The following is a 15,132-nucleotide window of genomic DNA, read 5'->3' on the forward strand; positions in this document are numbered from 1 at the left end:
GACAAAGCACTTAAAGCGTCACACCACTCTTAAAGATCGCCAGCTCGCGGAAGTCGTTCTTCTCGTTGCAGGTCTGCCTGCCGTTGGCAAATTCCACAATCGTGTCCACAAATTCGCTCAGCAGCTGCGGCATCGCTTTACCGTGGATCAGCTGGCCCGCATCAAAGTCGATCCAGTGCTTTTTCTTCGCCGCCAGCTCGCTGTTGGTGGCGATTTTCACCGTCGGCACAAACCCGCCGTACGGCGTACCGCGCCCGGTACTGAACAGCACCATGTGACAGCCCGCCCCCGCCAGCGCGCTGGTGGCGACCGCATCGTTGCCCGGTGCGCTCAGCAGGTTCAGACCGTGGGTTTTCAGGCGTTCGCCGTAGCGCAGAACGTCCACCACCTGGCTTGCGCCCGCTTTCTGGGTGCAGCCGAGGGATTTCTCTTCCAGCGTGGTGATCCCGCCCGCCTTGTTGCCCGGCGACGGGTTCTCATAAATCGGCTGATTATGGGCAATGAAGTACTGTTTGAAGTCGTTCACCATGGTGACGGTTTTCTCAAACGTCTCTTCGTCGCGGCAGTGGCTCATCAGAATACGTTCCGCGCCGAACATTTCCGGCACTTCGGTCAGCACCGTGGTGCCGCCGTTGGCAATCACGTAGTCCGAGAAACGGCCCAGCATCGGGTTAGCGGTAATGCCGGACAGGCCATCAGACCCGCCGCACTCCAGACCAAACTTCAGCTCGCTCAGCTTGCCCGGCTCGCGCCTGTCGTGGCGCATCACGTCATACAGCTGATGAAGCTGCTCAACGCCCGCTTCCACTTCGTCGTCCTGATGCTGACACACCATAAAATGCACGCGCTCAGGATCGAACTCGCCCAGCGTGTCGCGGAAGGCGTCCACCTGATTGTTCTCGCAGCCCAGGCCAATCACCAGCACCGCGCCCGCGTTCGGGTGACGCACCATGTTTTGCAGCATGGTGCGGGTATTGATGTGGTCGTCACCGAGCTGCGAGCAGCCGTAGGTGTGGCTGAACAAATGCACGCCATCAGTACCTTCGGCATCGTTGGTCTCTTTCAGGAAACGCGTCTGGATCTGACGCGCAATCCCGTTCACGCAGCCTACGGTCGGGAGGATCCACAGCTCGTTGCGGATCCCCACCTCACCGCTGGCGCGGCGGTAGATCTGCACTTCGCGATCCGCCGCCTGCCCTTCTTCTGCCTGTAAATCAGGTTGATAGCTGTACTCGTCCAGATCGCTCAGATTAGTGCGGGTGTTGTGGGAATGAATATATTCACCCGGCGCAATATCCGCCAGCGCATGGCCGATGGGCAAACCGTACTTCACCACGTTCTCCCCTTTCGCAATGGGGATCAGGGCAAACTTGTGTCCACGTCCAATGGCCTGGCGCAACGTGACCGACTGGTTGTCGAAGGTCACTTCCGTGCCTTCGGTTAAATCTGCCAGCGCGACGGCAACGTTATCCAGCGAATGGATTTTGATGTATTGCATATCAACCTCAGACGGCCTTAGTTCAGTTCAATGGCGAAGTAGTCACGCGCATTGTTAAAGCAGATGTTTTTCACCATTTCGCCCAGCAGCTGGATATCCGCTGGCGCTTCGCCCGCGTGCACCCAGCGGCCAATCATCTGGCACAGAATGCGGCGGAAGTATTCATGGCGGGTATAGGACAGGAAGCTGCGGCTGTCGGTCAGCATACCGACAAAGCGGCTCAGCAGGCCGAGCTGCGCCAGCTGCGTCATCTGACGTTCCATGCCGTCTTTCTGATCGTTGAACCACCAGCCGGATCCAAACTGCATCTTGCCCGGCATCCCTTCGCCCTGGAAGTTGCCGACCATGGTGCCCAGCACTTCGTTATCGCGCGGGTTCAGGCAGTAGAGGATGGTTTTTGGCAGCAGGTTTTGTTCGTTCTGTTTGCTCAGCAGTCTGGACAGCTCTTCCGCCAGCGGGCGGTCGTTGATCGAGTCAAAGCCCACGTCCGCGCCCAGCAGTTTGAACTGGCGCTGGTTGTTATTGCGCAGCGCGCCGATGTGGTACTGCTGTACCCAGCCGCGACGGGCGTATTCCGCGCCGAGGAACACCAGCACCGCGGTTTTGAACTGTGCTACTTCATGTTCGCTAAGCGATTCACCGGAAAGACGACGCGCCAGGATGCTGTCCAGTTCCGCTTCGTTTGATTCCGCAAACAGAACGACGTCCAGAGCGTGGTCGGAGACTTTACAGCCGTGCGCCGCAAAGTGATCCAGGCGTTTGGTCAGTGCGGTTTGCAGATCGGCGAAGCGACGAATATCGGTATCGGACACTTCCGCCAGCTTCGCCATATAGTCGGTAAAGGTGGCCTGCTCAATGTTGAAGGCCTTGTCAGGGCGCCAGCTTGGCAGCACTTTAATGTCAAAAGAGGAGTCTTTGGCGACAACGGCGTGATGCTCCAGGGAGTCAATCGGGTCGTCGGTGGTGCCCACCATCTTCACGTTCATCTGCTTCATGATGCCGCGCGCGGAAAACTGATCCTGCGCCAGCAGTTCATTGCACTGGTTCCAGATCTCATCCGCCGTGGCCGGAGACAGCAGCTTGCCGGTGATGCCAAACGGACGGCGCAGTTCGAGGTGCGTCCAGTGGTAAAGCGGGTTGCCGATGGTGTGCGGAACGGTGGCCGCCCAGGCGTCAAACTTCTCGCGGTCGGTGGCGTCGCCGGTACACAGGCGCTCGGCCACACCGTTGGTGCGCATCGCGCGCCATTTGTAGTGGTCACCCTTCAGCCAGATATCATACAAGTTTTTGAAACGGTAATTTTCGGCAACCTGCTGCGGGGGTAAGTGGCAGTGGTAGTCGAAAATCGGCTGATCTTTTGCGTAGTCGTGGTACAGGCGGCGGGCAAATTCGGTATCTAACAGAAAATCGTCGGTCATAAACGGCGTCATTATCGTCTTCCTCATTACGGGAGCGTCAGAAAGCGTATGTTCATATGCTGCAAAGTTATCACACCAATTTCTACTGACCGAAGTTTTTTTCGTGAGTCAGATCAATAAACGTCGACAAAAAAATTACCCAGAACGGGGTAAACCCTTCTACAGGCCGCGCCAGCACTGGCTTCACACGCAAAGAATAATGTCCCCACAAAGAATCATACATTTGTGATGTCACTCACCTTTTAAAGTTGTATGACAAGTTATCTTTTCGCCGTCGCAAACTATAAGCCGACGGAATGCATTCCTGGTGTCAGATACACCAGATTTAACGGTACGGATACCGACTTATGCACGCTTACTTATGGCAAGGTTCGGGCCGTTCCGGGAGAGTCTTCCGGTTACGCCCCTCCCGTTACACAACTGCTCCCGGCAACGGTTGAGAGGTTGACGTGCTCTGGCGCGGAAATAACATAACGATGAGGTTTTAGATGCGTAAAATTAAAGGGTTACGTTGGTATATGATCGCACTGGTGACGTTAGGCACCGTGCTGGGCTACCTGACACGTAACACCGTGGCAGCCGCGGCGCCGACATTGATGGAAGAGCTGCATATCTCCACGCAGCAATACTCTTACATCATCGCGGCGTATTCTGCCGCTTACACCGTCATGCAGCCTGTTGCAGGTTATGTTCTTGATATTCTTGGTACCAAAATCGGCTATGCCTTCTTCGCCATCGCCTGGGCAGTGTTCTGCGGTGCTACGGCGCTGGCAGGCAGCTGGGGCGGCCTGGCGCTGGCGCGTGGCGCGGTCGGTGCGGCAGAAGCCGCAATGATCCCGGCGGGCCTGAAAGCCAGTTCCGAGTGGTTCCCGGCAAAAGAGCGCTCCATTGCGGTCGGTTACTTCAACGTGGGCTCGTCTATCGGTGCCATGATTGCGCCACCGCTGGTGGTGTGGGCTATCGTGATGCACAGCTGGCAGATGGCGTTCATCATCTCTGGCGTACTGAGCTTTGCCTGGGCAATGGCGTGGCTGATTTTCTATAAACACCCGCGCGATCAGAAAAAACTCTCCGAAGAAGAACGCGAATACATCATTGGTGGTCAGGAAGCGCAGCATCAGACCAACAATGGCAAGAAGATGTCCGTCTGGCAGATCCTGGGGACTCGTCAGTTCTGGGGGATCGCCCTGCCGCGTTTCCTGGCAGAACCGGCCTGGGGTACCTTTAACGCGTGGATCCCACTGTTCATGTTCAAAGTCTACGGCTTTAACCTGAAAGAGATCGCGATGTTCGCCTGGATGCCGATGCTGTTCGCTGACCTGGGCTGTATCGTGGGCGGTTACCTGCCACCGCTGTTCCAGCGCTGGTTTGGTGTGAACCTGATTGTCTCCCGTAAAATGGTCGTCACCATGGGCGCGTTGCTGATGATTGGCCCGGGCATGATCGGCCTGTTCACCAGCCCGTACGTGGCTATCGCCCTGCTGTGCATCGGTGGCTTCGCTCACCAGTCCCTGTCCGGCGCGCTGATTACGCTCTCCTCTGACGTATTTGGTCGTAACGAAGTGGCAACGGCAAACGGCCTGACCGGGATGGCCGCCTGGACCGCAAGCACCATGTTTGCCCTGGTAGTCGGCGCGCTGGCGGATACTATCGGCTTCAGCCCGCTGTTCGCAGTGCTGGCAATCTTCGACCTGATGGGCGCGGTGGTTATCTGGACGGTGCTGAAGAGCAAATCGGCGGAGGAGCTGGCAAAAGAGTCCCTCGGAAAACCGGCAACGCAGAGTTAGCGAAAATGCGTTTCACTGAAGCCGCCTCCGGGCGGCTTTTTTAATGGCAAAATCTGGAGAGTAGCCCGCGAAAGTGGTATAACAAATCATCTGCCGTACCCTGCCTGGAGCGCATATGGAAATCACCGAACCACGTCGTTTATATCAACAACTTGCTGCCGAGCTGAAAGATCGCATTGAGCAAGGGGTCTATCTTGTCGGTGATAAACTGCCCGCCGAGCGCTTTATCGCGGATGAAAAAAGCGTAAGCCGCACCGTGGTACGCGAAGCGATAATCATGCTGGAAGTGGAAGGCTACGTTGAGGTTCGTAAAGGTTCGGGCATTCATGTGATTTCAAATCAGCCGAAACACTCTCCGGTGGCGGACGAAAGTCTGGAATTCGCCAGCTACGGTCCGTTTGAGCTGCTCCAGGCTCGCCAGCTGATCGAAAGTAATATTGCGGAATTTGCGGCCACGCAGGTGACCAAGCAGGACATCATGAAATTGATGGAAATTCAGGAGAATGCCCGCAAGGAAAAATGTTTCCGCGATTCAGAGTGGGATCTGCAGTTTCACGTTCAGGTCGCCCTGGCAACCCAGAATACGGCGCTGGCAGCAATCGTGGAGAAAATGTGGACTCAGCGCGTTCATAACCCGTACTGGAAAAAACTGCACGACCATATCGATTCCCGTACCGTGGACAACTGGTGTGACGACCACGATCAAATCCTTAAGGCACTGATTCGTAAAGACCCTCACGCTGCGAAGCTGGCTATGTGGCAACACCTGGAAAACACCAAACAGATGCTGTTCAATGAAACCAGCGACGACTTTGAATTTAACGCTGACCGCTATCTTTTTGCTGATAATCCTGTCGTTCATCTCGATACAGCCTCGAGTGCCGCAAAATAACTGGCCTTACTGCCTGGCAGGCGCTTCATTGCGCCTTCCAGCATAAGTGGGTAAGCAAAACATATATAGTGTCAGCCTTTGTAAAATCTCTCGCTCCCCTCCATAGCTTCCGCCAAAATCATTTTACCCCGCAAATTCTGTGACGCAGAACGTTGGGCTTTGTTACAATTGGATTCACTTCGTTATTTTGTAAGTTAGTGCTTGCTAACCAGCCAATTAACAGGGAACAGTGTTGGCCACACCGCAATGTGTCCGCGAGCGACCATAATGAAATCACAACAATGTCGCCGTGCTGTTTGTCCCGGCTAACAGGCGTGACGTTAACCGATTTCCAGGAACACTGAATGGAACTTTTGACTCAACTGCTGCATGCCCTCTGGGCGCAGGATTTTGAAACGCTGGCCAACCCTTCCATGATTGGCATGCTCTACTTCGTCCTGTTTATGATCCTGTTCCTTGAGAATGGTTTGCTGCCTGCGGCCTTCTTACCAGGAGACAGTTTGCTGGTGCTTGTCGGCGTTTTGTGTGCCAAAGGCGCTATGGCGTTCCCACAGACCATTTTATTACTGACCGTCGCGGCCAGCCTTGGCTGCTGGGTGAGTTATATCCAGGGAAGATGGCTCGGTAATACCCGGATCGTCCAGAACTGGCTTTCTCATTTGCCTGCACACTATCACCAGCGGGCGCACCACCTTTTCCATAAGCATGGGCTTTCTGCGCTGCTGATTGGGCGCTTTATCGCCTTTGTCCGCACCCTGCTGCCGACCATTGCCGGACTTTCCGGGCTGAGCAGCACACGCTTTCAGTTCTTCAACTGGATGAGCGGTCTGTTATGGGTTCTGATCCTGACGACGCTGGGCTATGCGCTGGGTAAAACGCCGGTCTTCATGAAGTATGAAGATCAGCTGATGTCCTGCCTGATGCTGCTGCCTGTTGTTCTGCTGGTCTTCGGCCTGATTGGTTCTCTGGTTGTGCTGTGGAAGAAAAAATACGGAGCGCGAGGTTAACGATGGTTATCTCACCGCTCGCCATGCGCCGCTTTGCCTGTGCCTTTATTGCACTGGTGATGCTCAGCGCCGTACTGCTGGCCTGGAATACGCTTTCGCATCAGGATGCTACGCTTGCCATTCGTCCGGTAAACCAGGGGAGTGGTGTGCCTGACGGTTTTTCCGTCTGGCATCATCTGGATGCAAACGGAATCCGCTTTAAAAGCATTACCCCGCAGGACGATGTTTTACTGATCAAGTTTGATTCCCGTGCGCAGAGCGCTGCCGCGAAAGCGGTTCTTGACCGTACGCTGCCGCACGGCTATATCATTGCCCTGCAGGAAGATGACAACCCGCCAGCCGCGTGGTTGTCATTGATTCGCGATACGTCGCGTCGGTTTGGATAATTACCAGGATTCCGAATCTTTTCACTCACTTTGGTGAATCCCCCGTTTACTTACTATGCTTAAGTACGCGGAGCACCCCTCGAATGTACTCCGCATAATTTTGGATAGCGGCTTACGCCGCAACACAATGGAAGGTTTCGATAATGAAATTCCGCATGACTCTGGCTTTGGCCCTTTTTTCTTTAAGCACTGCGTCCTTCGCAAACTCTCTCTGTCAGGAGAAAGAACAGGATATTCAGCGTGAGATCGGTTATGCCGAAAAGCATAACAATCAGCACCGTGTTGATGGTCTTAAAAAAGCGCTGAGCGAAGTGAAGGCGAACTGTTCAGACAGCAAGCTACGTGCTGACCATCAGAAGAAGATCGCTGAACAGAAGGACGAGATAGCCGAGCGCCGTCACGACCTGCAGGAAGCGAAAGAGAAAGGGGATGCGGAAAAAATTGCTAAGCGCGAGAAGAAGTTGAAAGAGGCGCAGGACGACCTGAAAGCGCTGGAAGCTCGCGATTATTGAGTTAACGGAAATCTCAACAGGAGAGAATCATGTCAAAAGATACGACGTCTGAACATCTGCGCGCTGAACTGAAATCCCTGGCCGATACCCTTGAAGAGGTGCTGAACTCTTCTGCCGATAAGTCGAAAGAAGAAGTCAGCAAGCTGCGCAGCAAAGCGGAGCAGGCGCTGAAAGAGAGCCGTTATCGCCTGGGTGAAACCGGTGATGCGCTGGCGAAGCAGACCCGTGAAGCGGCTGCGCGCGCGGACGAATATGTACGTGATAATCCATGGACGGGTGTCGGAATTGGTGCCGCAGTCGGTGTGGTGCTGGGTGTCCTGCTGACGCGTCGTTAATATGGAAGATCCTCGTCACGCACAAGGGCCTGCTAACAACGTCCTCGGCATCGGCCAGCGTATTTTAACGACGCTGGTCGGGATTGCCGAAACGCGCGTCCGGCTGGCAGTGGTCGAGCTGGAAGAGGAGAAAGCGAACCTCTTCCAGATGCTGCTGATGCTCGGGCTGACTATGCTCTTCGCCGCATTTGGTTTGATGAGCCTGATGGTGTTAATCATCTGGGCCATTGACCCGCAGTATCGACTCAACGCGATGATTGCCACGACCGTCGTTCTGCTGGTCGCGGCGTTGATTGGCGGCATATGGACGATGCGTAAAGCGCGCAAGTCCACTTTCCTGCGCCACACGCGCCAGGAACTGGCTAACGATCGCGCCCTGCTGGAGGATGACAAGCCGTGAGCGATAAAGCGGAACGTCAGAAGCGAAAAGCGTACCTGTTAAGTCAGATCCAGCAGCAGCGGCTGGATCTGTCTGCCAGCCGCCGTGACTGGATCGACGCGACGCGACGGTTTGACCGTGGCTGGAATACCTTCCTGAGCCTGCGTTCGTGGGCGCTGGTCGGCAGCAGCGTGATGGCTATCTGGACGGTTCGTCATCCGAATATGCTCATCCGCTGGGCCCGACGCGGTTTTGGTGCCTGGAGCGCCTGGCGTCTGGTGAAGGCGACGTTGCGACAACAGCAGTTGCGGTGATAAACGCAAAACGGTAACTCAGGTTACCGTTTTTTGTTTTTGCGCACACTCCCTTGCTCAATATCTTTGAAGAAGATTGACAGTTTTCCTTGCTAACAATTGCCACCCGCCCCGTTTATTATCCTCTCCATCGACAGCAGAGCCGCGGTATCTACCCGGAATTGCAGACAAATAATGTTCAGCCGCTCATGTGGTTTCCTGGAGAGTAAAATGAAAAAATTAGAAGATGTTGGTGTACTGGTCGCACGTATTCTGATGCCAATTCTGTTCATCGTGGCAGGTTGGGGAAAAATCACCGGTTACGCGGGTACCCAGCAGTATATGGAATCCATGGGCGTTCCGGGGTTCCTGCTGCCGCTGACCATTCTGCTTGAGTTCGGCGGCGGCCTGGCGGTTCTGTTCGGCTTCCTGACTCGCACCACTGCGCTGTTTACCGCAGGCTTCACCCTGCTGACCGCGTTCCTGTTCCACAGCAACTTTGCGGAAGGCGTGAACTCACTGATGTTCATGAAAAACCTGACCATCGCGGGTGGTTTCCTGCTGCTGGCTATCACCGGTCCAGGCGCCTACAGCATCGACCGCCTTCTGAATAAGAAGTGGTAAGCAGGCTATACTGACTGAACACAAAGCGAGGAAATATTTCCTCGCTTTTGCTATCTGACGGAGGAGAAAAAAATGGGACAACTCGTAGACGGCGTCTGGCAGGATGTCTGGTATGACACCAAATCCACCGGCGGACGCTTCAAGCGCTCTGTTTCGGCCTTCCGTAACTGGCTGACCGCCGACGGTGCTCCCGGCCCGAGCGGTGAAGGCGGCTTCGCGGCCGAGAAAGATCGTTATCATCTGTATGTTTCTCTCGCCTGCCCGTGGGCGCACCGCACGCTGATTGTTCGCAAACTTAAAGGGCTCGAATCCTTGATTCCGGTTTCGGTGGTGAACCCATTGATGCTGGAAAACGGCTGGACGTTCGACAGTGATTTCCCCGCCGCGACCGGTGATGACCTGTATCACCACGATTTCCTCTACCAGCTCTACCTGCGCGCCGATCCGCACTACACCGGCCGCGTTACCGTACCGGTGCTCTGGGACAAGAAAAACCAGACAATTGTCAGCAATGAGTCTGCGGAAATCATCCGCATGTTTAACACCGCGTTTGACGCGCACGGCACCCGCGCCGGAGATTATTACCCGGTCGAGCTGCGGGATAAAATTGACGAGCTGAACGGCTGGATTTACGACAACGTGAATAACGGCGTCTATAAGGCCGGTTTCGCTACCAGCCAGGAAGCCTATGACGAAGCGGTCGGGAAAGTTTTTGAATCCCTGGAACGACTGGAGCAGATCCTCGGCCAGCATCGCTATCTGACGGGCGATCGCCTGACGGAGGCGGATATCCGCCTGTGGACTACGCTTATCCGCTTTGATCCGGTTTACGTCACCCACTTCAAGTGTGATAAGCACCGTATCAGTGACTACCTGAATCTGCACGGTTTCCTGCGCGACATCTATCAGATGCCAGGGATTTCGGAGACGGTCGATTTTGACCATATTCGCAACCACTATTTCCGCAGCCATAAAACCATCAACCCAACGGGCATTATCTCCATTGGCCCGTGGCAGGACCTGGATGAGCCGCACGGGCGCGACGTTCGTTTTGGATAAATACGAAGGGCATCACCAGATGCCCTTTTTTAATTCACAATCTCCATCTATCCTTATCTCGATCGCTTAAAAAACAAGTGATTGACCGATTATTGAGGCAAGGAAAAAATGGACTGGTATTTAAAAGTACTGCGCAACTACATTGGATTTGGTGGCCGCGCCCGCCGCAAAGAGTACTGGATGTTCGTTCTGGTGAACTTCGTCCTGATTATGGTGCTGGGCATTGTGGATAAAATCCTCGGCTGGGAACGGGCGGGCGGTGAAGGCGTTCTCACTACGATTTATGGTCTGCTGGTATTGCTGCCTTCCTGGGCCGTGCTGTTCCGACGTCTTCATGACACCGATCGTTCGGCATGGTGGCTGCTGTTGCTGCTGATCCCGCTTGTTGGCTGGATCGTGATTTTGATTTTCAACTGTCAGAGCGGCACGCCGGGCGAAAACCGCTTTGGTCCGGATCCTAAGATCGGCGCGTAAATTCATGCCCGGTGGCGCTTACGCTTACCGGGCCTGCACGCTTATTTATTGTGATGCGCAAAAAGCTTTGGAATTTCGCGCAGACACCACGATTTGGCTTCGCCCATGCTGTCGCGACGCCACGCCATAATAATGTCCACTTCGCTGGTATACTCCGGGCTCACCACCCGCAGTCGCCCTTCCGCGATATCTTTCTCTACAAATGGGTAGGGCATCGTCGCCACGCCCAAACCGGCCAGCAGCGCCTGCCGTTTGTCTTCCAGCGAGGTCACCGTCAGACGAGGCTGTTTATCCAGCAGCTGAACCGTCAGCACCGGACGTTCACGTGCGGTATCCGCCACCGCCACGCCGCGATACTTCACGCGCGTGACCTCAGAAAGCGGTTCCGGCTCCTGATGAATCGGGTGATCCGGCGCGGCAACGTAGACGTTCATGACGCTGTAAAGCTTGCGGGAGTTGATTTCCGAAGATGAGCGGAAGTGCATATCCGGCGCAATCACGATATCCGCCCTGCCCGTCTCCAGACGCTCCCACGCCCCGGCCAGCACCTCGGTGATGATCGACAGCTGCGTGTTGGCCTTCGCCGCCAGGCGATCCACCAGCGGGAACAGCGCTTCGGTTGGCACCAGCGCTTCGGTGACTAACGTCAGGTGGGTTTCCCAGCCTCGCGCCAGCGCTTCGGCATCCGTGGTGAGCTTGTCCGCCGCTTCCAGCAGGACACGACCGCGCTCCAGCAGCATCCGCCCCACGTTGGTGAATTTTGTTCGATGACCGGAGCGGTCAAACAGCACCACGTCCAGCTCTTCTTCCAGCTTCTGCATGGTGTAGCTCAGCGCAGACGGAACGCGCCCCAGTTCATCTGCCGCCGCAGCAAAACTCCCGCGTCGGTCAATCGCGTCCATGACGCGAAGCGCCTCAAGCGTCAATGCTCTCTCTTTAGCCATCTCGTTCTCATTCAGGAAATTTGAACATACCGGGCAGAATATCTGGCTAACAATGCAGCGTCCATACCTTTACCATTGATTTAGTGTAAAGAGAGGTCAAGTTTATGATTACGACAAGAACAGCTAAACAGTGCGGACAAGCCGATTTCGGCTGGCTGCAGGCCCGCTACACCTTTTCCTTTGGACACTATTTTGACCCGAAACTCCTCGGTTACGCTTCACTGCGCGTATTGAATCAGGAAGTGCTCGCCCCGGGCGCCTCCTTCCAGCCGCGTACGTACCCGAAAGTCGATATCCTGAACCTGATCCTGGAAGGCGAGGCAGAATATCGCGACAGCGAGGGCAATCATGTCCAGGCAAAGGCTGGCGAAGCATTGTTAATTTCCACGCAGCCGGGCATCAGCTACAGCGAGCATAACCTCAGCAAAGATAAAACGCTGACCCGCATGCAGCTGTGGCTGGACGCCTGCCCTGAGCGGGAAAACCCGCTGGTACAAAAGATCGAACTGAAGGGCGACAAACAGCAGCTGATTGCCTCGCCTGATGGCAGTAAAGGCAGCCTGCAGCTGCGTCAGCAGGTGTGGCTGCACCATATAGAGTTGAAGAAAGGTGAACAGGCGAGCTTCCAGCTGCACGGTCCGCGCGCCTATTTGCAGTCCATTCACGGTACGGTGCATGCGGTCACGCACGCGGAAGAGAAAGAAGCGCTCACCTGCGGCGACGGGGCATTTATTCGTGATGAAGCGAATATCACCCTGATTGCCGATACGCCGCTGCGCGCGCTGTTGATTGATTTGCCGGTTTAAAGAACCCACTCGCCCCTCTCCCCAGAGGGGTTGGGGTGAGGGGTGAAGGTCAATCGCTACACCTTACTCGCCATAATCTCAATAATCTGCCGATCCGTAGCCTGCATTGAGCGGCACGCCAGTGCGCATAGGTTGGCGATCGACTGCTCCACGTCGTGCGCCACAATCCCCTCGTTACCCGTCACGGCAGTATCATCCAGCGCCATCATTACCGCTTTCCAGGCGCTGCTGACGCTGGTTGAGACCTTCATAGCACAGCTGTTAGACGCACCATCGCAGATCATCCCGCTGACGTCACCGATCATACTGCCGATCGCCATGGAAATGGTCTGGTAAGAACCACCCATCAGCCACGCCATCCCCGCCGCAGCGCCCATCGCTGCCGTTGTCGCCGCACACAGTGCGGACAGGCGCGGAAGCTGATAATGAATATAGATCGCCGACAGATGCGAGAGCATCAGCGCCCGCGCCAGTCGTTCGTCATCAGCCTGAACGTGCTCAGCCACCACCACCACCGGCATGGTGGCCGTGATCCCCTGATTCCCGGAGCCAGAGTTGCTCATCGCCGGCAGCGTCGCGCCACCCATACGGGCATCCGAGGCCGCGCTGGTGCGGATAACAATGTCAGAGCCCAGATCCTGCGCCATCCATCCGCGTGTGCGCTGTTTATTGAGCGTCGCGCCAATGTGCAGCCCCCAGTTTCCGCCCAACCCTTCACGGGAGAGCGCATCGTTCAGACGCCCCGCATCAAGGATAAAGCGGATCGCGTCGAACGGTACCTGCTCGACAAACTCAAGGATCTGCGAAAGCGTGGTGTTTGACAGCACCGCCAGCGGATCGTTACTTACCTCAGCCTGCCGATCGTCAAGCCTGAAGCGCGTTTCGCCCTGACAAACCACCTCCACCACGCGGGTATGTCCGCCCGCAATGGTCACCATGGCCGAGGTATCTCCGGCGAAAACGCAGGCTCGCGAATAGAGGATCTCATCGCACGGCTCCTGCAATTTCACCTGCACCAGGCCCGCGTTCAGCATCGCTTTGGCGCGTGCCAGCGCATCGGTGGTGGCATCTTTCAGCACCTCCAGCCCCGCCTGCGCATTGCCACCGATGGCACCCAGCGCCGCCGCAATGGGCAGCCCAACCATACCGGTGCCGGGCACCGTGACGCCAAGCCCGTTTTTCATCAGGTTTGGCGATACCCACGCCTCAATCTGCGTGACGTCGCCAGGCAGTTGCTCTGCAGCAATTGCGCAGGCAAGGGCCAGAGACACAGGCTCGGTGCACCCCAGTGCAGGCTTAACTTCTTCCTGCACCACGCGAATAAATTGATTCCATAAAGGATGAGTTTGCTCAGACATCGTTACGACCTTATTTGCCCTCAGGAAAACGCGAGGAAAGGAGAAACACAAAGCAGCAGCCCGGTAATGACAATAATCACCAGAGATACGCCTTTATATTTATGCAGCGCCGGTACCTTGTAGACCAGCCATGCAGGGATCAGGCAGCCCACCATGCCGAAGATGGGGCTACAGATAGAGGTGAAGCTCAGCACCGGCGCGTTTAAAACAATCGCGCTCCAGGCCAGCAGGATGGCAAACAGCATAATCCCGCGCTGGACGGTGCTTTCATTGATTTTCTCTGCCGGCATTCTGCGGCGCAGGATGTTCATCACGATACCCTGCGTGGCCTCGCGAAAGCCCAGATAGACGCCGAAAAATGCGGTCATCACGGCGAAGATGTTGAGGATCACGCTGACGATTTTGACCCAGCCTGCGCCGTCGCCGCTGATAAACTGCGCCGCAATCGCCAGGGCAGAAATGTTCTGCTCGTAGGCTTTAACCGCCTCGTCGTGTCCCATCGCCAGTGTGAAAGAGACGGCGTAGAAGAAGACCGTGACAAACAGTACGCCGAAGGCAATGTTCATCGCCCGCAGCGCCTTGTGGCGCGCCACTTCAACGGATTTTTCCCGCGAGCGATAGGAAATCACCATCGGGCTTAAGGTCTGAATAAACAGAATAGAGGTTAAGGTAAAGGGCAGCGTAATAATGGCATTTTTAATCAGCAGCCCCATCGGCGGCAGCATGCCGACGTTGGCTAAATGCCAGAGACCAATCATCGACAGACCCAGCGCCGCAACCACAAATAATTTGGTCAGCACCATCAGACTGGACACCTTAAACAGCAGCTTTTCACCGCGCGAGGAAATGGCGACCAGAATGCAGATCAGGAATAAACCGTAAAACGGGTTTTCCGAGAGCAAACCGTCGGTCACGCCGAAGGTGTGCAAATACGAGGCGCTGTCGTTAGTGATGGCCGTGGAATAGACGAACATCCAGATCACCAGCATGACGAAATAGAGCGCACCTAATAATATGCCCCAGTTCTTACCTAAATAACCGCTAATCACGCTCGGGTAGTCTTTGCACTCCGGCGATTCCGCCAGCGTATTAATAAACAGACGCTGGAACAGATACATGGCCGGATAACCAATAACTGAAGAGAGTAAAAATACCCACAGGCCCATTAATCCCACCTGCACCGGGAGAAAAACAATCCCCGCGCCGATAGCCATCCCGATACTCATGATGACCCAACCCGTGTCGGTGCTGTCGAATTTAATCGCCTCTCGCCATTCGCTTTCGCTCATTCCCGCCCGCCTTGCCGCAGGGGAATCATTCACAATCACACTGCTGTTTGTTGCCGTATTCATTGGGCACT

The 15,132-nt window shown here is 55.5% G+C and carries 17 protein-coding genes; 12 read left to right on the forward strand and 5 right to left on the reverse strand.

Annotated elements, in window-relative coordinates; genetic code table 11:
- Positions 1-10 precede the first annotated feature (10 nt).
- Positions 11-1,498, reverse strand: coding sequence for a UxaA family hydrolase (locus D5066_RS15390; RefSeq protein WP_119916453.1), 1,488 nt, complete (start codon positions 1,496-1,498; stop codon positions 11-13).
- Positions 1,499-1,515: 17 nt separating this feature from the next.
- On the reverse strand, positions 1,516-2,928 hold the full coding sequence (gene uxaC, locus D5066_RS15395) for a glucuronate isomerase (protein ID WP_119916454.1): 1,413 nt from the start codon (positions 2,926-2,928) through the stop codon (positions 1,516-1,518).
- 476 nt (positions 2,929-3,404) lie between these two features.
- On the opposite strand from uxaC, the gene D5066_RS15400 reads away from it, so the two are divergent.
- The 11 genes from D5066_RS15400 to D5066_RS15450 all read left to right on the forward strand — a co-directional run bounded on the left by D5066_RS15400 (position 3,405) and on the right by D5066_RS15450 (position 10,664).
- Positions 3,405-4,703 carry an MFS transporter gene (locus tag D5066_RS15400; protein ID WP_080328275.1) on the forward strand — a complete coding sequence of 433 codons (1,299 nt, stop codon included), beginning with the start codon at positions 3,405-3,407 and terminating at the stop codon, positions 4,701-4,703.
- 115 nt (positions 4,704-4,818) lie between these two features.
- Entirely contained in the window at positions 4,819-5,595 is a 777-nt protein-coding gene (gene exuR / locus D5066_RS15405) for a transcriptional regulator ExuR (protein WP_080328276.1), read from the forward strand.
- 344 nt (positions 5,596-5,939) lie between these two features.
- Positions 5,940-6,602 carry a DedA family general envelope maintenance protein YqjA gene (gene yqjA / locus D5066_RS15410; RefSeq protein ID WP_045286330.1) on the forward strand — a complete coding sequence of 221 codons (663 nt, stop codon included), beginning with the start codon at positions 5,940-5,942 and terminating at the stop codon, positions 6,600-6,602.
- 2 nt (positions 6,603-6,604) lie between these two features.
- Complete coding sequence (mzrA, locus tag D5066_RS15415; protein WP_080328277.1) at positions 6,605-6,988, forward strand: EnvZ/OmpR regulon moderator MzrA; 384 nt, start codon at positions 6,605-6,607, stop codon at positions 6,986-6,988.
- Positions 6,989-7,131: 143 nt separating this feature from the next.
- Positions 7,132-7,500, forward strand: coding sequence for a DUF1090 domain-containing protein (locus D5066_RS15420; protein ID WP_080328278.1), 369 nt, complete (start codon positions 7,132-7,134; stop codon positions 7,498-7,500).
- A 29-nt stretch (positions 7,501-7,529) separates the two neighbouring features.
- On the forward strand, positions 7,530-7,835 hold the full coding sequence (locus D5066_RS15425; RefSeq protein WP_008503141.1) for an ElaB/YgaM/YqjD family protein: 306 nt from the start codon (positions 7,530-7,532) through the stop codon (positions 7,833-7,835).
- A gap of 1 nt (position 7,836) precedes the next feature.
- Entirely contained in the window at positions 7,837-8,235 is a 399-nt protein-coding gene (locus tag D5066_RS15430; RefSeq protein ID WP_013098867.1) for a phage holin family protein, read from the forward strand.
- Positions 8,232-8,528 carry a YqjK-like family protein gene (locus D5066_RS15435; RefSeq protein WP_014885330.1) on the forward strand — a complete coding sequence of 99 codons (297 nt, stop codon included), beginning with the start codon at positions 8,232-8,234 and terminating at the stop codon, positions 8,526-8,528. Before D5066_RS15430 ends, D5066_RS15435 begins: the two co-directional genes overlap by 4 nt.
- Before the next feature lie 210 nt (positions 8,529-8,738).
- A complete protein-coding gene (locus D5066_RS15440; protein WP_116342196.1) occupies positions 8,739-9,131 on the forward strand; it encodes a DoxX family protein in 393 nt (130 codons plus the stop codon).
- 72 nt (positions 9,132-9,203) lie between these two features.
- On the forward strand, positions 9,204-10,190 hold the full coding sequence (locus tag D5066_RS15445) for a glutathione S-transferase family protein (RefSeq protein WP_119916455.1): 987 nt from the start codon (positions 9,204-9,206) through the stop codon (positions 10,188-10,190).
- Between the two features lie 108 nt (positions 10,191-10,298).
- Positions 10,299-10,664, forward strand: a complete 366-nt coding sequence (locus tag D5066_RS15450; RefSeq protein WP_061096989.1) for a DUF805 domain-containing protein — start codon at positions 10,299-10,301, stop codon at positions 10,662-10,664.
- A 41-nt stretch (positions 10,665-10,705) separates the two neighbouring features.
- On the opposite strand, the gene yhaJ is transcribed toward D5066_RS15450, so the two are convergent.
- On the reverse strand, positions 10,706-11,608 hold the full coding sequence (gene yhaJ / locus D5066_RS15455; protein ID WP_003862655.1) for a DNA-binding transcriptional regulator YhaJ: 903 nt from the start codon (positions 11,606-11,608) through the stop codon (positions 10,706-10,708).
- Between the two features lie 104 nt (positions 11,609-11,712).
- On the opposite strand from yhaJ, the gene D5066_RS15460 reads away from it, so the two are divergent.
- Entirely contained in the window at positions 11,713-12,414 is a 702-nt protein-coding gene (locus tag D5066_RS15460) for a pirin family protein (protein ID WP_080328280.1), read from the forward strand.
- Between the two features lie 56 nt (positions 12,415-12,470).
- Here D5066_RS15460 and D5066_RS15465 read toward each other — a convergent pair whose 3' ends face one another.
- Complete coding sequence (locus D5066_RS15465; RefSeq protein ID WP_119916456.1) at positions 12,471-13,772, reverse strand: L-cysteine desulfidase family protein; 1,302 nt, start codon at positions 13,770-13,772, stop codon at positions 12,471-12,473.
- A gap of 20 nt (positions 13,773-13,792) precedes the next feature.
- The gene (locus D5066_RS15470) at positions 13,793-15,124 is read right to left on the reverse strand and encodes an SLC5/6 family protein (protein WP_119916457.1); all 1,332 of its coding nucleotides are present in this window, start codon (positions 15,122-15,124) and stop codon (positions 13,793-13,795) included.
- Positions 15,125-15,132 lie beyond the last annotated feature (8 nt).

This window comes from Enterobacter chuandaensis (genome assembly GCF_003594915.1).
Taxonomy (GTDB): domain Bacteria; phylum Pseudomonadota; class Gammaproteobacteria; order Enterobacterales; family Enterobacteriaceae; genus Enterobacter; species Enterobacter chuandaensis.